The organism is Microbacterium sp. 10L49 (genome assembly GCF_056395125.1).
Window position 1 is genome coordinate 759389 of sequence record NZ_JBFTIW010000004.1, and the last position, 24321, is coordinate 783709.

20 protein-coding genes and 1 tRNA gene are annotated in these 24321 nt (G+C 69.8%); 13 read left to right on the forward strand and 8 right to left on the reverse strand.

Translation table 11 applies throughout. The annotated features are described in order from the left end of the window. Positions 1-20: 20 nt before the first annotated feature. On the reverse strand, positions 21-986 hold the full coding sequence (locus tag AC1DCT_RS16490) for a pseudouridine synthase (protein WP_477430510.1): 966 nt from the start codon (positions 984-986) through the stop codon (positions 21-23). Between the two features lie 170 nt (positions 987-1156). On the opposite strand from AC1DCT_RS16490, the gene AC1DCT_RS16495 reads away from it, so the two are divergent. Beyond that, positions 1157-2110, forward strand: a complete 954-nt coding sequence (locus AC1DCT_RS16495) for an aldo/keto reductase (RefSeq protein WP_477430372.1) — start codon at positions 1157-1159, stop codon at positions 2108-2110. A 54-nt stretch (positions 2111-2164) separates the two neighbouring features. Here the strand turns inward: AC1DCT_RS16495 and AC1DCT_RS16500 are convergent, their stop codons facing one another. Beyond that, entirely contained in the window at positions 2165-2674 is a 510-nt protein-coding gene (locus AC1DCT_RS16500; RefSeq protein WP_441976634.1) for a MarR family winged helix-turn-helix transcriptional regulator, read from the reverse strand. Positions 2675-2681: 7 nt separating this feature from the next. Continuing rightward, entirely contained in the window at positions 2682-3182 is a 501-nt protein-coding gene (locus AC1DCT_RS16505; RefSeq protein ID WP_477430373.1) for a GNAT family N-acetyltransferase, read from the reverse strand. Between the two features lie 109 nt (positions 3183-3291). On the opposite strand from AC1DCT_RS16505, the gene AC1DCT_RS16510 reads away from it, so the two are divergent. The 6 genes from AC1DCT_RS16510 (at position 3292) to AC1DCT_RS16535 (ending at position 8934) form a co-directional block, all read left to right on the forward strand. After that, a tRNA-Gln gene (locus tag AC1DCT_RS16510) sits at positions 3292-3363 on the forward strand. Between the two features lies 1 nt (position 3364). Further along, positions 3365-4792: a bifunctional UDP-N-acetylglucosamine diphosphorylase/glucosamine-1-phosphate N-acetyltransferase GlmU gene (gene glmU, locus AC1DCT_RS16515; protein ID WP_477430374.1), complete on the forward strand. Its 1428-nt coding sequence runs from the start codon at positions 3365-3367 to the stop codon at positions 4790-4792. Between the two features lie 9 nt (positions 4793-4801). Further along, positions 4802-5839, forward strand: a complete 1038-nt coding sequence (locus AC1DCT_RS16520) for a ribose-phosphate diphosphokinase (protein ID WP_477430375.1) — start codon at positions 4802-4804, stop codon at positions 5837-5839. Between the two features lie 143 nt (positions 5840-5982). After that, positions 5983-6465: an FMN-binding protein gene (locus tag AC1DCT_RS16525; protein ID WP_477430376.1), complete on the forward strand. Its 483-nt coding sequence runs from the start codon at positions 5983-5985 to the stop codon at positions 6463-6465. An 82-nt stretch (positions 6466-6547) separates the two neighbouring features. Beyond that, positions 6548-7411 (forward strand): FAD:protein FMN transferase, encoded by an 864-nt coding sequence (locus AC1DCT_RS16530; protein WP_477430377.1) that lies wholly within the window; start codon positions 6548-6550, stop codon positions 7409-7411. Next, positions 7411-8934 (forward strand): FAD-dependent oxidoreductase, encoded by a 1524-nt coding sequence (locus AC1DCT_RS16535; protein ID WP_477430378.1) that lies wholly within the window; start codon positions 7411-7413, stop codon positions 8932-8934. The genes AC1DCT_RS16530 and AC1DCT_RS16535 overlap by 1 nt, the downstream gene beginning before the upstream one ends. 65 nt (positions 8935-8999) lie before the next feature. Here the strand turns inward: AC1DCT_RS16535 and AC1DCT_RS16540 are convergent, their stop codons facing one another. Together AC1DCT_RS16540 and AC1DCT_RS16545 are read right to left on the reverse strand one after the other, a co-directional pair. Continuing rightward, positions 9000-10556, reverse strand: a complete 1557-nt coding sequence (locus tag AC1DCT_RS16540) for a sensor histidine kinase (protein ID WP_477430379.1) — start codon at positions 10554-10556, stop codon at positions 9000-9002. A gap of 57 nt (positions 10557-10613) precedes the next feature. After that, positions 10614-11354 carry a response regulator transcription factor gene (locus AC1DCT_RS16545; RefSeq protein ID WP_477430380.1) on the reverse strand — a complete coding sequence of 247 codons (741 nt, stop codon included), beginning with the start codon at positions 11352-11354 and terminating at the stop codon, positions 10614-10616. A gap of 77 nt (positions 11355-11431) precedes the next feature. Between AC1DCT_RS16545 and AC1DCT_RS16550 the strand changes: the two genes are divergently transcribed. From AC1DCT_RS16550 to AC1DCT_RS16560, 3 genes are all read left to right on the forward strand, one after another. Next, on the forward strand, positions 11432-12706 hold the full coding sequence (locus AC1DCT_RS16550; protein WP_477430381.1) for an FAD-binding oxidoreductase: 1275 nt from the start codon (positions 11432-11434) through the stop codon (positions 12704-12706). Positions 12707-12824: 118 nt separating this feature from the next. Continuing rightward, positions 12825-14357 carry an ABC transporter permease gene (locus AC1DCT_RS16555; protein WP_477430382.1) on the forward strand — a complete coding sequence of 511 codons (1533 nt, stop codon included), beginning with the start codon at positions 12825-12827 and terminating at the stop codon, positions 14355-14357. A 31-nt stretch (positions 14358-14388) separates the two neighbouring features. Next, the gene (locus AC1DCT_RS16560) at positions 14389-15090 is read left to right on the forward strand and encodes an ABC transporter ATP-binding protein (RefSeq protein WP_441976642.1); all 702 of its coding nucleotides are present in this window, start codon (positions 14389-14391) and stop codon (positions 15088-15090) included. On the opposite strand, the gene AC1DCT_RS16565 is transcribed toward AC1DCT_RS16560, so the two are convergent. After that, a complete protein-coding gene (locus AC1DCT_RS16565; RefSeq protein ID WP_477430383.1) occupies positions 15077-16066 on the reverse strand; it encodes an acetylxylan esterase in 990 nt (329 codons plus the stop codon). The genes AC1DCT_RS16560 and AC1DCT_RS16565 overlap by 14 nt on opposite strands. Before the next feature lie 182 nt (positions 16067-16248). On the opposite strand from AC1DCT_RS16565, the gene AC1DCT_RS16570 reads away from it, so the two are divergent. Further along, the gene (locus AC1DCT_RS16570; protein WP_477430511.1) at positions 16249-20190 is read left to right on the forward strand and encodes a golvesin C-terminal-like domain-containing protein; all 3942 of its coding nucleotides are present in this window, start codon (positions 16249-16251) and stop codon (positions 20188-20190) included. 58 nt (positions 20191-20248) lie between these two features. Here AC1DCT_RS16570 and AC1DCT_RS16575 read toward each other — a convergent pair whose 3' ends face one another. Further along, positions 20249-21409: a mandelate racemase/muconate lactonizing enzyme family protein gene (locus AC1DCT_RS16575; protein ID WP_441976645.1), complete on the reverse strand. Its 1161-nt coding sequence runs from the start codon at positions 21407-21409 to the stop codon at positions 20249-20251. A gap of 93 nt (positions 21410-21502) precedes the next feature. Beyond that, positions 21503-22306, reverse strand: coding sequence for an IclR family transcriptional regulator (locus AC1DCT_RS16580; protein ID WP_375903730.1), 804 nt, complete (start codon positions 22304-22306; stop codon positions 21503-21505). Positions 22307-22521: 215 nt separating this feature from the next. Here AC1DCT_RS16580 and AC1DCT_RS16585 point away from each other — a divergent pair, with 215 nt between their 5' ends. Beyond that, positions 22522-23457 carry a carbohydrate ABC transporter permease gene (locus tag AC1DCT_RS16585; protein WP_477230830.1) on the forward strand — a complete coding sequence of 312 codons (936 nt, stop codon included), beginning with the start codon at positions 22522-22524 and terminating at the stop codon, positions 23455-23457. Further along, positions 23454-24314: a carbohydrate ABC transporter permease gene (locus AC1DCT_RS16590; protein ID WP_477230829.1), complete on the forward strand. Its 861-nt coding sequence runs from the start codon at positions 23454-23456 to the stop codon at positions 24312-24314. Before AC1DCT_RS16585 ends, AC1DCT_RS16590 begins: the two co-directional genes overlap by 4 nt. Positions 24315-24321: the final 7 nt, after the last annotated feature.

A 24321-nucleotide genomic window follows, 5' to 3' on the forward strand; every position in this document is an offset into this window, starting at 1 on the left:
GATCCAGACGGATCCCGGGCTCACGCCGCGCGTCTCCCACCCCTTCCGGCGGTACTTGGCGCCTCCTGTAGAGTCCGTCGGGTGCGGAACTCGCGCGCGTCTCCGGTCAGCGGATCCATGAAGCGCAGCTCCCGCGCGAGCAGCTGCAGCGGGCGGTCGAAGTCGTCGGGCTGTTCGGGCAGGAGTTCGGGGTAGAACGTGTCGTGGAGGATTCCGGCGCCGAGTTCGGCGAGGTGCACGCGCAGCTGGTGCATGCGTCCGGAGTGCGGGCGCAGCACGGTGTGCAGCACGCGGTCGTCGAAGCCGAGCAGTTCGACGAGCGTCTCCGAGTTCGGTTCGCGACCCGGATCCACCTGCACGCAGACGTGTCCGCGCAGCTTCTCGATGTGATTGCGATGCACGAGCGGGAATGCGGATCCACCGAGAGCCGGAGCCTGCGGATCCCACCCTTCGGGCAGCAGGGAGACGGCCTCGTAGACCTTCTCGACCCGGCGGTTCTCGAACAGCAGCTGGTATGCGCCGCGGGTGACCGGCCGCGCGGAGAACATCAGCACGCCCGCCGTCGCCCGGTCGAGACGGTGGATCGGCGTGAGCTCGGGGATGTCGAGTGCATTGCGCAGGCGCACCAGGGCCGAGTTCTGCAGGTATTTGCCCCCCGGGGTGGTCGGGAGGAAATGCGGTTTGTCCACGACGACCAGATCCTCGTCCTGATGCAGGATCTCGACATCGAACGGGATGTGCTTCTCGATCGCCGGCTCCCGGTAGTACCAGACGAAGTCGTGCACGCCGAGCGCGGTGTCCCGGGTGAGTGGCGAGCCGTCGATGGCAACGATCTCGCCGCGGTCGAAGCGACTGAACAGACGCTCCGGGTCGAGGTGGAAGAAGCGCTCGGCCATGAAGGCGCCGACGGTGGGCCACGGCCCCTCCGACGGCACGCGAAGCCGGGTCGCGCCCACGCCGTCGCGGACGGGCAGGGGAGAGCGCATCGCCATTCGGCCCAGCCTAGTTCGCACGGGAGGCATCGAGGTACGGTGCCGCGATTCCGGCCCGAGGCCCCGCGGCGTCTCGCAGGGAGTGCGGATCCGGCGCGGGGGTGCGTGCCGGTCATCCGGCGTCACATGGAAATACTCTCCGCGGCCGATCGGTTGCCCCGAACATGACTCGCATCGGATCCAGTGACCTCTCCGTCTTCCCGCTCTCGCTCGGCGGCAACGTGTTCGGCTGGACGGCCGATCGCGACGCGTCGTTCGCCGTTCTGGATGCGTTCGTGGCAGGCGGCGGCGACTTCATCGACACGGCTGACGTGTACAGCGCGTGGGTGGAGGGCAACCACGGCGGGGAGAGCGAGACGATCATCGGGGAATGGCTCGCCTCGCGCCGCCCGGAGGGCCTCGTGGTCGCGACGAAGGTGAGCCAGCACCCGCAGTTCCGCGGTCTGTCGGCCGCGAACGTCCGCCGTGCTGCGGAGGCCTCGCTCGATCGGCTCGGCGTGGACGCGATCGATCTGTACTACGCGCACTTCGACGACGAGAGCGTGCCGCTCGAGGAGACCGTGGCCGCCTTCGGTCAGCTGGTGACGGACGGCCTGGTCCGCAACATCGCCGTGTCGAACTACTCCGCCGACCGGATCCGCGAATGGATCCGGATCGCCCGATCCACCGGCGTCGCACTGCCGGTCGCGGTGCAGCCGCACTACAACCTCGTGCACCGCAATGAGGTCGAGGAGACCATCGTTCCGGTCGCGACCGAGTTCGGGCTGAGCGTGATCCCGTACTACGCGCTCGCGAGCGGGTTCCTCACGGGCAAGTACCGTTCGACCGACGCGACGGGACAGTCCTCGCCCCGCGCCTCGGGTGCGGCGAAGTACGCGACGGAGCACGGACTGCGCATCATCGACGCGCTCGAGGAGATCGGCGATGGGCACGGCGCCTCGATCACCGCGACCGCACTCGCGTGGCTGCGCGCGCAGCCGACCGTGGCCGCTCCGATCGCCAGCGCGCGCACGGCCGAACAGGTCTCTGACCTGCTCACGGGCGGGCGTCTGGAGCTCTCCGCCGAGGAGGTCGCCCGCCTCAGCGACGTCTCGGAGTGGACGCCGACGCGGGTCTGACCGCGAAGGCGATCACCCCTGCGGCGGGATGCACCGCCGCAGGGGTGATCGCGGTCAGGCGTCGAAGCTCAGGCTGAGCTTGCGCAGCAACGCCGCGAGCCGCTCGCGATCGCTGCGGGAGAGCGCAGAGAGCAGCGTCGCCTCGGCGTCCACCAGACGCGTGATCGCGGCATCCACGCGCACCCGGCCGTCGTCGGTGAGCGTGACCAGCACGCTGCGGCCGTCACCGGGATCCGCCTCGCGGCGCACGAGACGGCGACCCACGAGACGGTCGATGCGGTTCGTCATGGTGCCGCTCGAGACGAGGGTCTGCTGCAGCAGCTGCTTCGGGCTGAGCTGGAACGGGGCGCCCGCACGGCGCAGGGCGGAAAGCACATCCCACTCCCACGGTTCGAGATCGCTGCGGCGGAACACGTCGCGGCGCGCGCGATCGAGCAGCCGCGAGAGGCGATCGACCCGCGAGAGCACCTCGAGCGGCGAGAAGTCGAGATCGGGCCGCTGCGTGTTCCACGCCGCGACGATCCGGTCGACCTCGTCGCCTGCGGATGGATCGCCGATGCTCATCCGTCCATTATCCCGGCCCGGAGCGGTTGCTCATGGCCGGTCGTGGTGCGACCCGCACCGTGAGGAAGATGCTGTGCGGATCCTCGACATAGGAGCCGAACGGCTCGCATTCGTCGAAACCGGCCTTCGTGTACAGCCGGTGAGCGGCCCAGAAGAAGTCGCTCGCACCGGTCTCCAGCGACACGCGTTCGATCCCGCGATCGCGCGCGTCGCAGAGCAGGGCCGCCAGCATCACGGATCCGACACCCCGGCCGCGCATCCTGGGCGAGGTGCGCATGGACTTCAGCTCCTCGTGACCCGGCTCGAGCTCGGCGAGCGCCCCGGTGCCGACCAGCGCGCCGTCCACCGTCGCGGCGAACAGGCGCACGCGCGGCGAGAGCAGGCGCGAGATGTCCAGGGCATGCCGGCTCTCCGGCGGTGCGGTCGCCTGCATGTCGCGGAGATGGTCGCTCAGGAACGCCTCGAGGTCGGGCGTCGCAGCGTGCATGCGAGCGATGCGGATCGTCATGACCCCAAGCGTCCCGCAACGACATTGCGAGGATGTTGCCGACGGGTTCCGGCCGGATCACGCAGACGGCGCATGGCAGAATTGAGAAGCGGGCGCCCGGCGACCGCGGTCCGCCGTGGTGTAACGGCAGCACCCCAGCCTTTGGAGCTGTGGGGTCCAGGTTCGAATCCTGGCGGCGGAGCATGACGCAGAACGCACTCGCCATCGTCGTCCTCGCCGCAGGCCAGGGCACGCGCATGAAGTCCCGCCTCCCGAAGGTGCTGCATCCGATCGCCGGACGGACGCTGGTCGGCCACGTGCTCGCCACGGCCTCGCGGCTGGGAGCGGACACGATCGAGGTGGTCGTGCGCCATGAGCGCGACCAGGTGGTCGAGGCGCTGGCCGCGGAGCACCCCGAGGCCGTCATCGTCGACCAGGACGAGATCCCCGGCACTGGGCGTGCCGTGCAGGTCGCCCTCGATGCGTTGCCCGCGGGCTTCGACGGCGACGTGCTCGTGCTCTCCGGTGACGTGCCGCTGCTCGAGACGGCGACGCTGCAGGGGCTCATCGACGGGCACCGCGCCGCTGCGGCCGCGGCGACCGTGCTGAGCGCGATCGTCGACGACCCGAACGGCTACGGCCGCATCATCCGCGACGCCGCCGGCGATGTCGCCCGCATCGTCGAGCAGAAGGACGCGGATGAGGCGGAGAAGGCCACGCGCGAGATCAACGCCGGCGTGTACGTGTTCCGTGCGGATCTGCTCCGCGCCGAGCTCGCGAAGGTCACCACCGATAACACTCAGGGCGAGATGTACCTGACCACGGTGATCGGACTGCTGCGCGAGCGCGATGAGAAGGTGGCCGTCGAGATCGCCGCAGACACGGCCGCCACGTTCGGCATCAACGACCGGATTCAGCTCGCCGAAGCCGCGCGCACTCTGAACGACCGCATCGTGCGCCGCTGGCAGCGCGAGGGCGTCACGATCCAGGATCCGGCGACGACCTGGATCGACGACGACGTCACACTGGCTCCCGATGTCACGATCCTGCCCAACACGCACATCCTGCGCGCGAGCACGGTGGCGAGCGGCGCGATCATCGGCCCCGACACCACACTCGTCAGCACCGAGGTCGGGGAGGACGCGACCGTGCGCCGCTCCGAGGCGACGCTCGCCGTGATCGGCGCCGGCGCGACCGTCGGCCCGTTCTCGTTCCTGCGCGCGGGCACCACGCTCGGTGCGGAGGGCAAGATCGGCGCCTATGTCGAGACCAAGAACGCGCAGATCGGCGACGGTTCGAAGGTGCCGCATCTCTCGTACGTCGGCGATGCCACGGTCGGCCGCGGCGTGAACCTCGGGGCGTCGACGATCACGGCGAACTACGACGATGTGAACAAGCACCGCACCGAGATCGGGGACGAGGTGCACACCGGCTCGCACACGGTGCTCGTCGCGCCCGTTAGGCTGGGTGCCGGCGCGAAGACCGGCGCCGGCGCCGTCGTCCGCAAGGACGTCCCCGCCGGTGCACTCGCCATGAGTGTCGCACCCCAGCGCAACATCGAGGGGTGGGTCGAGAAGAACAGGGCAGGCACGGCCGCCGCAGACGCGGCGCGTGCCGATTCGGCGGAATAGGCGGGTCCGATGGGGCGCAAGAAGAACACGACGGTCGAGCTGGATCGCGAGAACGACATCGCGCCAGGACTGGTCGCCAAGACCAAGAAGCGACTCGTCGTCGCCGGAGGTCGCTCGCATCCCGAGCTGGTCTCGGCGGTCGCCGCAGCGCTCGGCACCGAGATCGCACCGGTCGAACACCGCACCTTCGCCTCCGGTGAGCTCTACGCCCGCTTCGAGGTGTCGATCCGCGGCTGCGACCTGTTCATCATCCAGTCCTTCGGTGAGCCGATCAACGAGTGGCTCATGGAGACGCTCATCATGCTCGACGCCGCCAAGCGCGCGTCGGCCAAGCGCATCACCGTCGTCGCGCCGTACTACCCGTACGCACGTCAGGACAAGAAGGGTCGCGGCCGTGAGCCGATCTCGGCCCGCCTCGTCGCCGACATGCTCAAGGTCGCCGGTGCCGACCGCGTCATGAGCGTCGACCTGCACGCGGCGCAGATCCAGGGCTTCTTCGACGGCCCTGTCGACCACCTCTTCGCCAAGCCCGTCCTCCTCCAGCACTTCGAGGAGACGCTCACGGCCGAGGACCGCGCCACGCTCACCATCGTCTCGCCGGATATGGGCCGCGTGCGCGTCGCCGACACCTGGTCGGACAGCCTCGACGCCCCGCTCGCGATCATCCACAAGCGCCGCGACCCCATGGTCGCCAACCAGGTCTCCGTGCACGAGATCGTCGGCACCGTGGACGGGCGCACCTGTCTCCTCGTCGACGACATGATCGACACCGGCGGCACGATCGTCAAGGCGGCCCAGGCGCTCAAGGCCAACGGCGCCCGCAAGGTGATCGTCGCCGCGACCCACGCGATCTTCTCGGATCCGGCCAGCGAGCGCCTGCAGGACTCCGCGATCGATGAGGTCGTCGTCACCGACACGATCCCGCTGTCCGCGTCGCGACGGTTCCCGGGCCTGCGCATCCTGCCGATCGCGCCGCTGCTGGCGACCGCGATCCGTCAGGTCTTCGAGGACGGGTCCGTCACGAGCATGTTCGACGGCGCCGCCTGACATCGGCCACGAGAGGCCGGCCGGAATCGGCCGGCCTCTCGTCCGTCCCGGGAGAATGCGCTCGCGCACGGTGATCCGGGGCTTCACGAGGCACAGCGTCATCTCAAAGGCGACGCATAGGAGGGTTGCGGAAGCTGGATCCCATGAAGCTCTCTCCTTCGGTACGTCACGGATCCGCTCTCGTCGGCATCGCAGGAACGCTCCTGCTGGCGGGATGCGCGGCCGAGTCGTCCTCCGCGGAGACCACGACGGAGACGCCCGCGCCGCAGACGAGCGCGGATGCTGCACCGTCCGCGCCGAGCACCGCGTCCGCGGCCGATTCCGGCTCGACGTACAAGGACGGCACGTACACGGCCGACGGCTCGTATCAGACCCCGGAGACGGTGGAGAAGATCACGGTCGCCCTCACGGTCGCCCAGGACACGGTCACGAAGGTCGAGGTCACCGGCGACCCCCAGGCGTCGGAGACGAAGCACTACCAGTCGCAGTTCATCGGCGGGATCGCCGCACAGGTCGTCGGCAAGAAGCTCGACGACATCTCCGTCAGCCGGGTCTCCGGATCCTCACTGACCAGCAAGGGTTTCAACCAGGCGCTGGCCACCATCCGCACCGAAGCCAAGGGCTAGGGGTGGGAACCCGGCCCGTGCCGGCGGTGTGCTCCTTCCCGCCCTCGGACCGTCGACTACTGCGCGCGGGGGACGCACGCTGATGGACATCTGGCGTTTCGACGCGATCGGGACGACCTGGGAGATCGGCACGGCGGATCCTCTTCCCGAAGGCGAGCGCGATGCCGTGCGCGAGACGATCGACGACTTCGACCACACCTGGTCGCGCTTTCGCGTCGACTCGCTCGTCACGGCCCTCGCCGAGGAACCTCAGGAGGTGCCGGCGCCACCGGATGCGGCGGCGATGCTCGATCTGTACCGGGAGCTGTCGCTGGCGACGGACGGCGCCGTCCAGCCCCTCATCGGAGACAGCCTAGCGTCGCGCGGCTACGACGCCGCGTACTCGTTCCGTGACCGGGGCGCGCGACCGGCCCCCGTGGACTGGACGGACCGGCTCGCGTGGGACGATGGCGCCCTCGAGCTTCGCGAACCCGACCTCATCGATGTCGGTGCGATCGGCAAGGGCCGGATCGTCGACGTCGTGCACGACCTGCTCGGAACCCTCGGGCATGTCGAACGCCTGACCGACGCCGGGGGCGACCTGCGGGTGAGCGGCGCGTCGATCCGCGTGGGGCTGGAGCATCCGTTCGACGCCACGAGCGCGATCGGCGTCGCCACGATCTCGGACGCGGCCCTGTGCGGGTCCGCGGTGAACAGACGGGCGTGGCCGGGGGAGCGCGGTGGGCTGCACCACGTGCTGGATGCGCGAACCGGGGAACCGGTGCGCACCTACGCTGCGACCTGGGTCATCGCCGCCCACGCGATGGTCGCGGATGCGGTCGCCACGGCGCTGTTCTTCGACGGCGGTGCCGAGTTCGCCGCTCGGTGCGGTGTGGAATGGGTGCGGATGACCACGGATGGAGCGGTCGAATGGTCGGCGGGGGATCGGATGGAGGTGTTCGTGTGATGGCGATGCTGATCGGCGCGCGGCAGCGCGTGGTCGCGCAGCTCGGGCGGCTGTCGATGTATCGGCTCACGCTGTACGCGCTGCTGGTGCTCGCCGCGATCGCCGTGATCCTGTCGGCGGTCGGCGCGATCTCCTCCACGCCGCTCGACGTCCTCGCCACGCTGGCGCTGCTGATGCTGGCGACCCTCTGCGCGGACGCGGTCGGCCAGGCGCTGGTGCGGGCCCCGCGTCGTGTCGAGTCGTCGTTGATCACCGCGCTCATCCTGCTGTTTGTCGTGCAGCCGGGCGCGAACCCCGACCAGGTCGGCGGTATCGCGCTCGCGGGCGTGATCGCGGCAGCCTCCAAGTACCTGCTGGTGTGGCGGGGGAGGCACCTGTTCAATCCGGCGGCCGTCGGCGCGACGGTGCTCACGGTCACCGGCCTCGGATTCTCAGCCTGGTGGGTCGGAACTCCGGCGATGGCGATCCCCGTGATCGTGCTCGGACTGCTCGTGCTGTGGCGCACCGAGCGGATCCGGGTCGTGCTGCTCTTCGTCGTCGTGTACGCGGGCGTGTCGATCGTGCGGCTCTCCGTGCAGTCCGCGGCCTCCGGGCTCGCGGTCGAGCCCGGAGCGCTGGCGACGTCGGTGCTGCTGCAGTCGCCGGTGCTGTTCCTGGGCGCCTTCATGCTCTCCGAGCCGCTGACCCTGCCGTCTCGTCGGTGGCAGCAGCTGTCGGTCGCGACGGTCGTGGGAGCGCTCGCCGGCTGGCCGATCAGCCTCGGGATCATCACGCTCGGTCAGGAGCGCGCGTTGCTGGTCGGCAACCTCCTCGCGGCGGTGCTCGTCGCCCGTGCCGGGATCCGGCTCTCGCTCGTGCGCCGGCGCGCGGTCACGCCCACCGTGCACGAGCTGACCTTCCGGGTGCGGCGCCCGTTCCGGTTCGCACCGGGGCAGTACCTGGAGCTGCAGGTGCCGCATCGCCGTCCGGACAGCCGGGGCACGCGCCGCGAGTTCAGCATCGTCTCCAAGCCGGCCGAGCTGCCGTACGTCCGCATCGCGTACCGCGAGGCGGAGCCGGGCTCGAGCTACAAGCGCGCTCTCGCCGCCGTGCAGCCGGACGATGTGCTCACCGCCACCGGCGTGTGGGGCGATTTCGTGCTGCCCGCCGGTGACGCCCCTGTGCTGCTCATCGCCGCCGGCATCGGCGTGACGCCGTTCGTGGCGCAGCTCGGCGCGCAGCAGAGGGCGGACGCCGTGCTCGTGCTCGTCGCCTCCTCGGCTGTGGAGTGCGCGTACCTGCAGGAGCTCGGCGGGTTCGGTGCGCGGATCGTGGTGGTCACGCCCGACGACCCCGGCGGCTTGCCGTCGGGTGCGGAATGGGCCGGCGGGGCGCGGCTGGATGCGGCGCTGCTGCGGACCCTGGTGCCGGATCTGGCGCACCGGCATGCCTATGTGTCCGGTCCGCCGCGGCTCATCGCGCAGCTCGCCCCCGCGCTGCGCGGCGCCCGCCATGTGACGACCGACGCCTTCGCAGGGTACTGAGCCCGGAGGGACCGGGCCGGACCCGTCCGGCACGTAGCGTCCGACGAGTCGAGGAGCCGCTCGGCTCAGCGTCCGCCGAGAGTGCGCCCGATCTGGTGGCTGCCCGCTGCGGCCGTGGATGCCGGCTGCGGGACCTTCGGCAGACGCACCGTGAACACCGTCGCGCCCGGTTCGCTCTGGACCGAGATCGTGCCGCCGTGGCCGTCGATGATCGCCTTCGTGATCGACAGTCCGAGGCCGGATCCGCCGGTGGCCCGGTTGCGGGAGCGATCACCGCGTGCGAAGCGGCTGAACAGTTCATCGCGCACCGCGGGGTCGATGCCGGGTCCGTCGTCGCGGACTCGGAGCACGACCTCGGACGTCTCCTCCGCCACCTCGATCGTGATGTGCGTGCCGGCCGGGGTATGCGTGCGCGCGTTCGCGAGCAGGTTCGTGACGACCTGCTGCAGCCGTCCGGTGTCGCCGATGAGCTCGACGGGTTCCTCCGGCACGTCGATCGCCCACTCGTGGTCCGGTGCGGTGGGCCGGGCATCCTCGACGCCCTCGATCGCGAGCCGGGAGAGGTCGACGGTGGAGAGGGAGAGCTCCCTGCCTTCTTCGAGGCGGGCGAGGAGCAGCAGGTCCTCGACCAGGCTCGTCATCCGCAGCGACTGCGCCTGGATGCGCTCCAGGGCGGTGTGGGCGGAGGCGGTGGCGGGATCCTCTGGTGCATCCGATTTCGACAGCGCGCGCAGCGACAGCTCCGAGTACCCGCGGATCGAGGACAACGGCGTGCGCAGCTCGTGGCTCGCGTCCGCGACGAACTGCCGCATCCGCTCCTCGTTGCGTTGACGCACCGCGAGCGAGGCGTCGACGTGGTCGAGGAGGGTGTTCAGCGCAGATCCGACGAGTCCGGTCTCGGTGCGCGGATCGGCTTCCGCGGCGGGCACGCGCTCCGTGATCGACACGTCACCGCGGTCCAGCGGCAGGTTGGCGACCCTGTTCGCGGTCGCGGCGACCTCGCGCAGAGGCCGCAGCGCGACCCGGATCGTGATCGCGGTGGACAGCGCCAGCAGGATCAATCCGCCGATCGTGGTGAGCGCGATCATCGAGAACAGCGTCGTGATCTGCGCTTCCGTGGACGCGCGGGGCAGGCCCGTGATCACCTCGAACTGGGTGGGGCCCGTAGCCGGCACGGGCTGATGCACGAACTGATAGTCGCCGAGCTGGGAGAGATCCTCCGCGTAGCGTCCCTCCGAGAGCGCGGTGACGACCTGATGGATCTGCAGGGCGGTGAGGTCCTGGGCGACCCGATCGGACGTGACCACCGTGCCTGTCGCTGACCCGCTCTGCGAGACCACGATGACGAGCGTGCCGTTGGGGACCCCCGTCGGCCCGACCACGAGGTCTGCGGCATCGGGCACGAAATGGCCGATCACGGCCGGCTGCCGGGCGATGCCGCCGATGCTCTTCGCGGTCGTCGCCAGTTCATCCTGCAGTCGGCCGTTGAGCACGTTCCCGAGCACGACGCTCGTCGTGATCGCGATCACCACGAGGATGAGCGAGACGAACCCGGTCACCGCCGCCATCAGCCGTGTCTGCAGGGACAGCGGACCACGGGGCCGGGTGCGGAACGGATTCATCGAGGGTGTGCCTTCTTCATGCGCGGGGCAGTCGGTCCTGTCGCTGCGGTGCCTTGCCTACTGCTGCGGCTGCGGCGCCTTGATCATGTAGCCGACGCCGCGCACGGTGTGGATCAGCGCCACCTCGCGTCCTGCGTCCAGCTTCTTGCGCAAGTACGAGATGTACAGCTCGACGACGCTGGAGCGTCCGCCGAAGTCGTAGCTCCACACCCGATCCAGGATCTGCGCCTTGGACAGCACGCGGCGCTCGTTGCGCATCAAGAAGCGCAGCAGCTCGAACTCGGTGGCCGTGAGCTCGATCTCGTCGCCGCCGCGGACGACCTCGTGGCTGTCCTCGTTGAGCGTGAGGTCGCCGACCTGGAGGATGGAGTCGCTGGCATCGGTGGTCGCGCCGCCCGAGCGGCGGATCACCGCGCGCAGCCGCGCGACGACCTCCTCCAGACTGAACGGCTTGGTGACGTAGTCGTCGCCGCCGGCGGTGAGCCCTGCGATCCGGTCGCTCACCGCGTCCTTGGCGGTGAGGAACACGACGGGCACCATGTTGCCCTGCTCGCGCAGGCGTTTGAGGACGCCGAGCCCGTCCAGGTCGGGCATCATGACGTCGAGGACCAGCGCGTCGGGGCCGAAGTCGCGGGCGACCTGGAGTGCTTCGAGTCCTGATCCGGCGGTGCGCACCTCCCAGCCCTCCATCCGCAGGGCCATGGCGAGGAGGTCGGTGAGCATCGGCTCGTCGTCGACCGCGAGGATCCGCAGGGGAGAGCCATCGGGGCGGCGCAGCTCAGTGGCGTGATCGTTCATGGGATCCATTCTCCTCAATTTCCTATGAGCCGCCTATGAGCTTTGGAATGTCGTATCCGCCGCGTAGCGTCGCAGGCATGAGCTCACTCAGCGCATCGTCCTCCGCCGCCGCGGACCAGCCCGAGATCCTGCATCCTGCCGATGCCGAAGGAGTCGCCACCGCGGTGCGCCGTGCGGTCGACGAGGGCAGGGGACTGACCGTGCGCACCGGGGGCCATGGGTTCTGGAAGCCCCGGCCCGCGGGACTCACCATCGATCTGCGGAAGTTGTCCTCGATCGAGATCGGGGAGGATTCCGGCGAGGGCAGGATGGTCCGGGTCGGCGCCGGCGCGTTGTGGGGCGAGGTCGCAGCGGCGCTCTCGCCGCACGGAGTCGCCATCAGCTCGGGCGACACTGCCAGCGTCGGGGTGGGCGGGCTGATCGTCGGCGGGGGCATCGGCCTGCTGGTGCGCGACCGAGGTCTCGCGATCGATCAGCTCCGCGGGGCGCAGCTCGTGACGGCGGATGGAGTGGTGCGCGAGGTCTCGGCCTCCGAGAACGCCGATCTGTTCTGGGCCATCCGCGGCGGGGGCGGGAACTTCGGTGTGGTGACGCGGCTCGACTTCGCCGCGGCGCCGCTCGACGGCGTCCTGGCGGGCGAGCTGGCCGTCGACGGGGACCAGACCGCGCTGCTGCGGACGATGCGCGATGCCCTCGAGTCCGCTCCGCGGGCGCTCACGGTGACGTATATGGACGTCCCGGCGATGGATCCGAGCGCCCCCGCGGGCGCACGACTGGCCGTGACCTGGGCAGGCACCGATCAGGAGGCGCTCGACGAAGCCCTGCGGCCGATCGTCGCCGTCGACGGCGTCCGCGGAGAGGTCGTCCGCACGGCTTACGGCGATGCGCTGAACACCATGCCGCACGACGTCGATGAGCCCACACCGCCGATGCTGTCGATGAACGGGCTGTTCACCGTGCTCGACGACGACCTCATCGAGCGACTGGTGGCCTTCCGGCGCGCTCACGCGGTGTCGGTCGTGTTCCTGCGCTCGCTGGGCGGGGCGTTCGGCGATGTCGCAGAGGAGACGACGGCGTTCCCTGCCCGCTCCGCCACCTGGTTCGTGATGGCGGTCGCCTTCGACATCCCCGGCATGCTCGACGATGCGGAGCGCGAAGCGGTGCGGTCCGAGCTGGCTGCCATCGCGCAGGGCCGGATCTCCGCGTACACGAACTTCGCGGATCCAGCGTCCAACCCCGATCTCCGCGTGTTCTACACCCCGGAGACATGGACGCGTCTGCGCGTGCTAAAGGCGCAGTGGGATCCGCAGAACGTGTTCGCAGGCAATCACAACATCCCGCCGGCGGACTGACGGTCCCGCCGTCGGCCTCGGCGCCCGCGGCGTGCTTAGCGCGCGCATAGCCGCGCCATCAATCCGCCCCAGACCAGGCTCCTAGCGTCACCAGCACGAGCGTGACCGAAGGAGAAGCATGTACGGGACGTATCTGCGCCGGGAACTGGCCGGGCGGAAGAAGCAGACGATGATCGTCGCGGTGGGGCTCGCGATCGCGATCGCCCTGGTCATCGTCGTCAACGCGCTGGCGGCCGGCGTGCGCGACGCGCAGACGCAGGCGCTTGCGCGGGTCTACGGGGTGGGCACTGATCTCACAGTCACCGGTGCACCCGCTGAGCGCGGCAGCGACACCGGGCAGCGCTTCGACTTCGGGGCGGGCGGCGGCGCCGCGGCGAGCGACGGCAGCACCACGCTGAAGACCTCGGTGCTGCGCGCTTCTCCGGCGCGCGGCACGATCGACGCGGCCGGAGTGAAGACGATCTCGAGCACATCCGGTGTCGCGGCGGCCACGGGAGCGCTCAGCCTGACCAACCTCACGTTCGACGGGCAGATCGCCCAGCAGAGGACGCAGGACGGAACCGGCACCGGTCAGGCCGACACCGGGCAGAACGGCACCGGTCAGACAGGGGAGGGCGGCACCGGCGAGCGGCCGCGATTCGGCGGCGGCAACTTCGGTCTCAACTCGTTCACGGTCCTGGGCGTCGACCCCGCCGCGGGCACGTCGGTGGGGCCGCTCTCATCGGTGAAGGTCTCGTCGGGGCGCGGGCTCGACGGCGCCGACGCGGGGCAGCTGGTCGCCGTGGTGGACAGCACCTACGCCACCTCGAAGAGCCTGAGTGTCGGCGGCACGATCGACGTCGGCGGATCCACGGTGAAGATCGTCGGGATCGTGGCCTCGTCGTCCGATTCCGCCGATACCGCGGCGAACGTCTACCTGCCGCTGGACACCGCCCAGAAGATCGCCGGCACCGGCGACGTGGTGTCCACGGTCTACGTCAAGGCGGCCTCCGCGTCCGACATCGCCGCCGTGCAGACTGCACTCGCCAAGGCCCTCCCGACCGCGACAGTGAGCTCGCAGGCGGATCTCGCCTCCACCGTCTCCGGTTCCCTCGCCAGCGCCGCCGGCATGATCGAGGGCCTCGGCACCTGGCTGTCCCTCATCGTGCTCGCAGTCGCCGTGCTGCTCGCGGTGCTGTTCACGCTCTCCGGCGTCACGCGCCGCACGCGGGAGTTCGGCACGCTCAAGGCGATCGGGTGGTCGAACGGACGGATCGTGCGCCAGGTCGCCGGGGAGTCGCTGGTCCAGGGCCTTATCGGAGGGGCAGCCGGACTCGTGCTCGGTCTGGTCGGGATCCTCGTCGTGAACCTCGTACAGCCCACGATCTCCGGCGCGTCGGCCGCCGGGTTCGCGCGTGGCGATGGGGCAGCCAGGGGCGGGCAGGCCGCAGCCGGCGCGGGGAGCGGAGGTTTCCCCGGTGCGGGAGGAGGCGAGGGTTTCCGCGGGCTCGGCCAGGCCGCGCAGGCGGTCGTGCTGCATGCGCCCCTCAGCGTGGGGATCCTCGTCGCGGCTGTCGGCCTGGCGATCCTCGGCGGCCTCGTCGCCGGTGCGATCGGCGGATGGCGGGCCGCGAGGCTGAGCCCGGCCGAAGCGCTCCGATCCGCCGCGTGACATCAGCAACCCGAACAGGAGAGACGACATCATGAGCATCACTGAGATCGAGATCGAGCCGCAGGCGCTGTACCGCCTGATCGACGTCACCCGCACCTACCGGACGAAGGGACGCACGGTCGCGGCGCTGACCGGCGCGACCGCCGAGATCAGGGCGGGCGAATTCGTGACCATCCAGGGCCCGACCGGCGGAGGGAAGTCCACGCTGCTGCAGCTGCTCGGCGCACTGGACCGCCCCTCCGGCGGGTCGCTGGTGCTGGGCGGCACAGAACTGTCCACCGCGTCGAATCGCGAGCTCGGCAGGCTGCGCGCCGAGGAGATCGGGTTCGTGTTCCAAGGGTTCAACCTGATCCCCACGCTCACGGCGCGGGAGAACGTCGCGATGGCGCTCGTGCCGCTCACGATCCCGGCTGAGGAACGTCGTGCTCGCGTGGATGAGGCGCTCGCGCACGTGGGCCTGGCTGACCGCGGCGATCATCTGCCCGGCGAGCTGAGCGGTGGTCAGCAGCAGCGCGTGGCGATCGCCAGAGCGATCGTGAAGAAGCCGCGTGTGCTGCTCGCCGACGAGCCCACCGGCAACCTCGACGAGGAGATGCGGGACGAGATCCTCGTGCTCCTCGAGGCGCTCTGCGCCGAGGGGCTCACTCTCATCGTGGTCACGCACGACTCGGCGGTGGCGAAGCGCGCGCACCGCCGCCTGCGACTCAAGAACGGCCGCCTCACCGAGGTGTGACACCCACCGGAGCCTGCAGCTGGTCGGCGGGCAGCGCCAGGAAGTCGATCGCCGCCTGCAGCGCCAGGGCATCGGCGAGCCGGCCTTCCGGGCCGTCGATGTGGCCGTTGGCCCGCACCGTCAGGCGCCGCGGCCCGGCGAGTGCATGGTAGACCGCGAACTGTCCCCGTGGATCGACGGCCGGGTCGAGCAGGGCGGCGCCGACGTGCACGGGAATGCGAATGCGGCGGGCCGCGGTCGCCGCGTCGTGATAATCGAGCGTGGAGCGTACCTCGGGGTGCGTGCGGAGATGCGTCCGGACGGCCTCACCGCTCCCGGTGCAGCGCCGGGTGAGTCGGATCGCGTGCGCGCCGAAGCTGGGGACGTCCAGTGCTGCACGGCGGAAGCGCGCGTCCCAAGGAAGCGCCATCGCGCCGATCCCGCCGCCGAAGCTGCTGCCACTGAAGTCGAGAGCGTCCGCAGCCGGGGCGGCGATGTCCAGCAGCACGCTCGCCGCACGCCAGATATCCGCGGCGGCGAAGCGGAGCGAGTAGGTGTCTCGATCGGCGATGCCCGCGAGCACGTGCTCCGCGGGGAGCGCCGGGAAGCGGCTGGGTGCATCCGCGTTGGTCCCCGGCGCGCAGGGGAAGATCGCGGCCGTGTCCGCGGGCACGCGCTCGATATCGGGTGCCGAGCGTCCGCCGTAGCCGTGTCCGACCACGAGCCCGCGCCGGATGCCGGTCGTCGCGTGCGGGACCATGACGAACGCGGTGGCCGGCTCGCCGGCCGAGGATTGGAAGCGGATCTGTGTCACGTGATGGGTCGGCGTGGCTTCCCGCTCACGAGTGGTCCGCCATCCGACCGTGCCGGTGCCGAACTCCTCGAAGGTCGACTGCCAGAAGCGGTCGAAGTCGTCCGGCTCCGGTAGATCCGGCGGAGGTACGAGCAGCGCTCCGAGTGAGTACTCGGTCAGTTCTTCGGGTCTTGCGTCGGGCAACGACTGACTCCTCACCGGTTCCACTCCTCCTCGATCCTGCCGCGCAGACAGCGTTCAGGCGCATACAGGACGATCCATTGACATCCTCGCATACGAATTGCAATATATGCATCATGATTGCAAGGAAGAACGCGAGAGATGATGATGGCTCCCTGCAGTGGAGCCGTCGATCCGTGCTGCGCATGCTGGTGATCGCGGGCGTCCTCCCGCCGGTCCTCGGCGCACAGACCGCCGGAGGCTCGGCCGCGGCCACCGAGCTCCCCACGGCGATCGGCGCCTACGCCGACGCCCTGCGGCGGCTCGACAAGCCGAACCTGGCGGTGACCCAGGTCGCGCAGCTGGTCGGGACGAACCACCGGATGACCTTCTTCCAGGCGACGTGGGACGGAGGGGCGACGATCGTCCGCGATCTCGAGATCGTGCACGAGGGCGGATGGCTCGCCGTGACGGATCCCGCCCACCGGTTCGACGAGCAATGGGTGGTGCTGAAGGGCGCGCTGCCGTCCGGCAGCGCGCCGGAGCTCTACGGCCCGCTGGCGCCGAGCTGGCTGGGATTCACCTCCTTCCAGATCCTCGGCCCGCAGGCGATCGAGCTGCGCACCAGCACCGACGACATCGAGCTCGTGGTGCGCTGGCGCCTGGAGGGCGACAATCCGGAAGCCCACCACGTGCTGACGGCGAAGAACGCCGGGGACTACCTCGTCGGCTACCAGAGCCAGGATGCCCGGTCGCTCGACGATATCGACGAGGTGCTGTGCGGGTCGTACCAGCATGCGCTGTCCGTCCTCGACGGCTCGGCCCCGCTCGGGGCGTGGGAGCTGTTCGCCCCGATGGCGCTCACGCAGTACGCCGTGGGTGGCACGCCCGTCACATCCGGCGTCTACCTGCCGGCCGAGGTCGCGGAGTTCGTGCACGAGCGGCAGCTCATGTCGGACCGCCAGCCGTACGGCATGAGCCTGCGCAACGACAGTCTCGACCTCGTTCCCTGCATGTACTCGCCACAACCCGGCCTCCGCACGGCGATGGCGGCAGGGGAGGAGCGCGGCTTCGCATTCGGCCTGGCTGCCCAGGCGGGCGCTCTGTACGACGCATACACCGCGCTGTGCCGCGGCGAATACGGGCTGACGGCGTATCGGAGCAACGTCTACGATCGCTCCCTGACCGATGCCGTGCACGCCATGGCCGATCTGATCGCGGTCGAGCCGGCGGGCGACGACGCCGTGGACTACATCCCCTCGTTCTCGGGGTGGTGGAACCGAGCCAAGGGGTTCGTCGACGTCGAGAACGAGGATGCAGTCCGGACGGCGGCGAGCGGCGTGGTCCTCTCGGCGCACTACCTCACCGGCACGACAGGCGGCACGCTGTACGATCGCCGCGCCCGGCCGCTGATCGAGTATCAGGTGTCGCGCAAGGGGATCGGGCACTCGCCGGTGATCGGCAGTCCCGTCTACAACGACACCACGCAGTACCGTCTCGGCCGCGTTCCCACGGACGCGGTGAATCTGACCGCCCTGTACCAGCTCACCCACGGCCGCAACGCGGGGATCCAGCGGCTCGCCGTGCAGGCCACGAAGTCGGGTGTCGTCGGGCAGAGCCGTGCGCCCTTCTCCGTGCCGCTGGCCACCTACCGGGCCACAGGGGATTCCGCGTATCTGGCGGAGGCGACCCTGATCGGTCGCCGCTACGTGCAGGAGCAGATCCTCACGCCCTACCGTGGCAACGGCCAGCCGCCCGGCGGCTTCGCCTACAGCTTCTCCAAGTACTGGGTCGACCTGCTCGAGCTGTTCGAGGTCACAGGGGAGGCGGTCTTCCTGGAGGGAGCGCACCGGGAGGTGCAGCGGTTCATCACGCAGACCGCCGTGCGGCCCGTGCCGGACCAGACCGTCACGGTTCCCGAGGGTCACGTGATCACGCAGCAGTACGACTGGGAGACCCGCTCATCGTTGCCGCCGTACCCGGTCACGGGCGTGGCGACAGAGACGGTTCCGGCCTGGTGCGTCTCGCCGTCCGGCCTCACCTTCGAGGCGCTCTCGTCGTTCAAGCTCGGGGTGAGCGCCGTGACCGATCCCGGCGGCGGATACGTCTTCAACCCCTGCTGGGCAGGAGCGCTGCTGCGCCTCGCCCATCACACCGGCGACGCGCTGCTGGCCGACGTCGCGCACAACATGGTGATCGGCAGATTCACGACCTATCCCGGCTACTATGGCCGGCAATTCCAGGTCGCGCAGATGAAGCCGGACTTCGCCACGAGCGGTCCCGTCGGGATCACCGGGTACTACTTCCATCACGCGCCTGCGCAGCTGGGTCTCGCCATGGACTACCTGATCAGCGAGAGTTTCTACCGGAGCTCCGGCAGCATCGAGTTCCCGCACGTCTTCGAGGCGGACTTCGCCTACTTCAAGTTCTTCGCATACGGTCACGCGCCCGGCTCGTTCTTCGGCGAGGGTGGGGTCTGGCCCTACTTCCCGGCGGGCCTGATCGTGCTGGACAACCCGCTGGTCAACTGGATCGCCGGGGTGGGCAACGGCGCGCTCTACATCAGCCTCACGAACTCGGCGTCCGACGCCCAGCAGGTCGTCGTCGACCTCGCCGGAGATCTGACCGGACTGCCCCGCACCGCCGCGCCCGCGGTCGAGGTGGTCGCCGCGGACGGCAGCCGCTCCTCCCAGGCGGCGGTCGACGCGCGCGTCACGGTCACCGTCCCCGGGCACGGGCTGCTCGCCCTGGTCGTCCGCAACGTCGCGGTTCAGCGGCCGGAGCTGCCGTTCGACGACATCGTCGACCACGGCCCGGACAGCTTCCGCGAGGTCGACTCCGATCCGGCGACCGACTACGGACTCGTCCGCGGGATGCTGCTGGTGCGGCCGGGCGGGCAGGGGTACGACGCGTATGTGCAGATCGACACGGAGCAGCAGGCGACGCTCTCCTATCGGATCGGCGGACAGGCCGCGCAGCAGGCGCCCGCCAAGGGGTATCCCTACGAATGGACGATCCCGGTGGACGACCCGACGAAGACGTTCGCCTATACGGTCTCGGCCGGCGGCGCGACCACGGCCGAGGTCACGCTGCGCCTGCCCGCGCGACTCGCCGGCGCCGGCACGGAGGTGTCGGGAGACGTGGTCGCCCAGGCCACGGGCACGGCAGGGGACAGGGTCCCGCTGATCATCGAGGTGCGCAACGGGACGGCGCAGCCGATCGCCGGCAGCGTCGGGCTGACCCTGCCGAGCGGGTGGCAGCTCGACGGCACGGTGCCCGCCATCGCGGCTCCCGCGCACACGACGGTCCGGGTGGAGTCCGCGGTCGTGATCGCCGCGTCCGCCGCGCTCGGGGAGGTCCAGGTGGCCGGATCCCTGTCGGTGCCGGGGGCGACGCCTGTCACGCTGAGGCCCGCGTCGATCGAGGTGATCGATCGACGTCGCCTGGTCTCCCTCGCATCGGACACCGAGGTCGCCAGCGGTCCCGGTGCGACCGTGAAGCTGACCGCCCTGGTGATCAACACCGGCGTGACGCCGCTCCAGGGCACGCTCGCCCTCTACGGTGCGACCGGCTGGACCATCGATCAGCGGGATGCGGCCGTCGTGGTGCCGCCGCGCTCGGACCTGACGCACACCTGGACTGTGACGGCAGGGGCGGGCATCGCTCCGGGATCGAGCACCCGGTTCGAGGCGAGGCTGGATCAGAGCCTGCGCCGCGGCGTCCTGGTGCGAATGGCTGACGAAGGCGTGATCGTGCACACGCAGTCTCCCTGGCCCGGATACCTCGAGACCGGGCAGTGGTATCCGAGCGGTCTCTCCGGCTGGAACGGGACGCGCACGCGGTACAGCGACTCCGGCTCCGTCGGCAGCACGGTGACCTGGAAGGCGGAGCTTCCTCAGCCGGGCCTCTACCGCGTCTCGGTCTGGTACCCGACGAATCCGACCACCACCACGTCAGCGGCCTACGTCGTCGAGCACCAGGGCGGCAGCAGCGAGGTGATCGTGGACCAGACCCAGGGCGCGGCCGCGTGGCGCGCGCTGGGCACCTTCCGCTACGACGCCGGCGCTCCCGGCGTCGTGCGGCTGGAGGTCCGCAACACGAGCATCCACCGGGTCAGCGCCGCGCAATTCGTGAGGGTCGGGGATTGACGGAAAGGGGCGGACCGGAGCGCGGCTCCGGTCCACCCCTGTTCCGGGTGCTGTGCGGTCAGCGCCGGACGAACTGCGCGACGGCCGCCTCGTCCACCGTGACGCCGAGTCCGGGGCCGGTGGGGACGATGAAGCCTCCATCCGGTCGCACCTCGAGCGGAGTGGTCAGGATGAGGTTGGCGACCGGGAGCGTGAACGGCTGGTACTCGAAGGCGAGCAGCGAGGTCGCGCTCGCCGCGACGTGCACCCCCGCGGCCATGGCGAGGCCGAAGGCGGCGGAATGGTGAGGTGCGACCTGTGCGTGGAAGGCGTCGGCGACCGCGGCGATCGCGAGCCCCTCGGTGATCCCCGTGCGGCCGATGTCGGGCTGCGTCAGCCCGACAGCCCTGCGGGCGAGCCAGTCGGTGAACTCGAAACGGCTGCGCATCGCCTCGCCGATGGCGATCGGTGTGGCGAGTGACGCCGCGAGATCGCGGTGGCCTTCGACGTCCTCCGGCGCCAGGGGCGCCTCGAAGAACCAGGCCCTGCGGTCGTCGAGTTCGCGTCCCAGGGCCTTCGCCTCGCCGAGACGGTAGGTCCAGTGCGCGTCGAGCGCGAGATCGAGATCCGGGTGCACCGCGCGGATGGCGTCATAGGTGGCGAGGTCGGTGCGGATGTCGGTGCCGAGATGCAGCTTGATCCGCCGCACGCCGGCCTCGACGAAGGCCGTCGCCTTGTCGACGCGCTCGGCGTCGTCGTTCCCGCGGATCCCGGAGACGTAGGTCGGCAGGATCTCGGCAAAGCGGCCGCCCGCGAGTTCGGAGACGGAGAGGCCCGTCGCGTGTCCCCAGAGATCCCAGAGCGCGATGTCGACGGCGGCCATGGCGTCCGCCTGGTGTCCGGTGAGATGCCCCCGCTCGCGCATGGACTCGGTCATCCGGTGCCAGAGAGTCCGCACGGATCGCGGATCCTCACCGAGGATGAGCGGGGCGAGCAGGTGATCGACCACGGCGGCGACCACCTCGGGGGCGACGGGGGCGAGGGCTTCGCCCCATCCGACGAGCCCCTCGTCGGTCTCGATCTTGACGAGGAGCGTCTCGTAGCCGGGGGAGTACAGGCTCCGCCACGGCGGCCGGATGACGTAGCCGCGGTGGGCGACGCCCGTGTCGCCCGCATAGGAGTCGTCCGCATCCTCCCTCGACAGGAAGAGAGGGAACGTCTGGACGCGCGTGATCTTCACAAGGGTCTCCGAAGACAGTCGTGGGGGAAGAGGCCGACGGCGTCTGCCGCGGCGATGAGCTTCAGGGCGCCGCGATCGGATCGCGGCGGCGGGTCAGAGCGCCGCGAAGGCGCTCGCGGAGCGGGAAGGGCTGTATCCGAGGGCGACCGAGATCTCGTCCGCCGCCTCGATGAGCTGCAGGGCGAGTTCCTGGTGCGGGGCATGCAGGTCGAGCACGGAGAGGGGGCCGCTCGCCGACAGCGCGGCGACGATCTCGCCCGCCCTGTTGTGGATCGGCGCGGCGATGCAGGCGCGTCCGAAGGCGAGCTCCTCGATCTCGGTCGCGTATCCACGGCTGCGGCTCTCCTCGAGCGCGACCTGCATGGCGTCGCGGTCGACGATGGTGTGCGGGGTGAAGCGCTGGGGGGAGTGCTCGAAGTACTCGTCGACCTTCTCGGACGTCATGCCGGAGAGCAGGGCCTTGCCGAGGCCGGTGGCGTGCAGGGGCCCCGTGCGTCCGGCCATCGCGAACGACTTCGGGGCGAGCGCGCCCTCGAAGTTGCAGAGGTAGGTGAAGGTGAAACCGCTGAGCTCGGCGACGTTCACGCCGATCTCGATCCGGCGGGCCAGGTTCTGCGCGATCTGCCGCGACGCGCGGAAGATCGGCGAGCCGTTGAGCGCGATCGTGCCGAGGGCGACCGCCGCCGGCCCGAGCCGGTACAGACCGGTCCGGCCGTCCTGGACGACGAACTTCATCCGGTCGAGGGCCGACATCATGCGGGAGACGGTGGACTGCCCGAGGCCGGTCAGCGTGCAGAGCTCGGAGACCCGCAGCTCACCCGACTCCTCCGTGAAGCAGGCGAGCAGGGACATCGCCCGTTCCACGGTCTGGGTGCCCCCCACCGATTCCGATGCCATCGCGACTTCTCCTCCCAGCGGCCACCGCATCTGCGGAGCCGTTGCCAGTCATCCTAATGAGACTGCTGAGCCCAGGCAAGGCAAATGTGGGTGTCTTATGCATTTTGTGGATTTAGCATCCGCATTGTGGTTGACTGACTGCACGTCATCGTCGACGACTGCGACGACGACGTGCAGGGGACCGCAGGGTCCACCCCACCCGGAAAGTGAATGCCATGCCACAAGCCACCCTCGAGCGGCCAGAGATCCGCGAGCAGGTGCCGCCGCCGCGCTCGGGACGCCGCTCCACGCTGGGCGCGAAGGACCGCACCTTCGGCTTCATGATCGCACTTCCTGCGGTCCTGCTGTTCCTCGTGATCGCGATCTTCCCGCTCGTCTCGAGCATCGGCACCAGCCTCTACGACCAGTCCCTGCTGCGTCCGGAGCGCACGTTCGTCGGCTTCGACAACTATGCGCTGATCTGGGACGAGTTCGTGGCGAGACTCGGAACGACGCTCGTGTTCGCCTCGCTGTCAACGGTCTTCCCCCTGTTCCTCGGCGTCGCCCTGGCGATGCTGCTGAACTCCCGGATGCGCGGCCGCACCGTCCTGCGGGGCGCGCTGATGCTGCCGTGGCTGCTGCCCGGCGTGGTCGTGTCGTTCCTCTGGGCGTGGATCTTCAACGACAGCTACGGCGTCGTGAACCACGTCCTGACGCTCCTCGGCCTGCCCGAGATCAGCATGCTCGGCAACCCCGTCGGAGCGATGGCCGCCGTGATCATCGCGAAGACCTGGCACTCCTTCCCCTGGATCATGGTGGTCGCGCTCGCGGTGCTGCAGACCCTGCCCAGCGAGCAGATCGAGGCAGCGACGATCGACGGGGCGACCCGCGCTCAGCGCTTCCGGTACATCTCGCTGCCGCACATCGCCGGCCCCGTCACGCTCGTCGCGGTGCTCGAGTTCATCTACAACTTCGGCAACTTCGACACGATCTTCGTCATGACCGGCGGAGGGCCGGGCAACTCGACCACGACCCTCGCCGTGAGCCTCTACCACCTCGCCTTCGGCAGTTACGAGCTCGGCAAGGCCTCCGCGATGGGGGCGCTGTGGCTGGTCCTGCTCGCGATCATCTCGAGCGGATATCTGCTCCTCAACCGACGACTGGAGAAATGATGCGCCGCAACCGCGACGTCGGCGAGGGGATCATCCGCCCTCATCTGTCCGTCCCCGGGCGTCTGGGCCTCATCGTGCTCGCCCTGTTCGGCCTGCTGCCGGTGTACTGGCTCGCGGCGACCGCGTTCACGAAGAAGGAGGACGTGTTCGCCCAGAACCGTCCGTTCTTCCCGGTGGATCCGACGATCGAGAACTTCATCGGCTTCTTCCAGAACGATGCGCTCCTGAAGAACCTCGGCAACAGCGTCATCGTGTCCAGCGGCACCGCGCTGCTGGCCGTGCTCGTGGGCGGCCTGATGGCCTACTCGCTCTCGAAGTTCCGCTATCGCGGACGCAACGCGATCATGTTCATGTTCCTCATCGGCCAGCTGATCCCCGGTGCGCTGCTGCTCATCTCGCTGTATCTGATGCTGAGCTCCGCCGGTCTGCTGTACACGTATGCGGCCCTGATCCTCTCGTTCACGACCTTCACGCTGCCGCTCACCGTCTTCCTGCTCAAGGGGATCATGGACGGCCTCCCGGACGACATCCTCGAGGCCGCGAAGGTCGACGGGCTCTCCCGGACAGCCACCGTGTTCCGGATCGTCTTCCCGCTCGTCGTGCCAGGGCTCATCACCGCCGCGATGTTCGCCTTCATGCGCGGGTGGAGCGACCTCCTCTTCGCGCTCACGCTCGCAGGTCCCGACAAGCAGACCCTGCCGGCCGGCCTCACGCAGGCATTCATCCACGAGGGCACAGCGGATTGGCCGGCGCTCATGGCGGCCTCCCTGATCACCTCGCTTCCGCTCGTCATCATCTTCGTCGTCCTCCAGCGCTACTTCGTCTCCGGCCTGGCCGCCGGAGCGGTGAAGGGCTAGCCGCTTG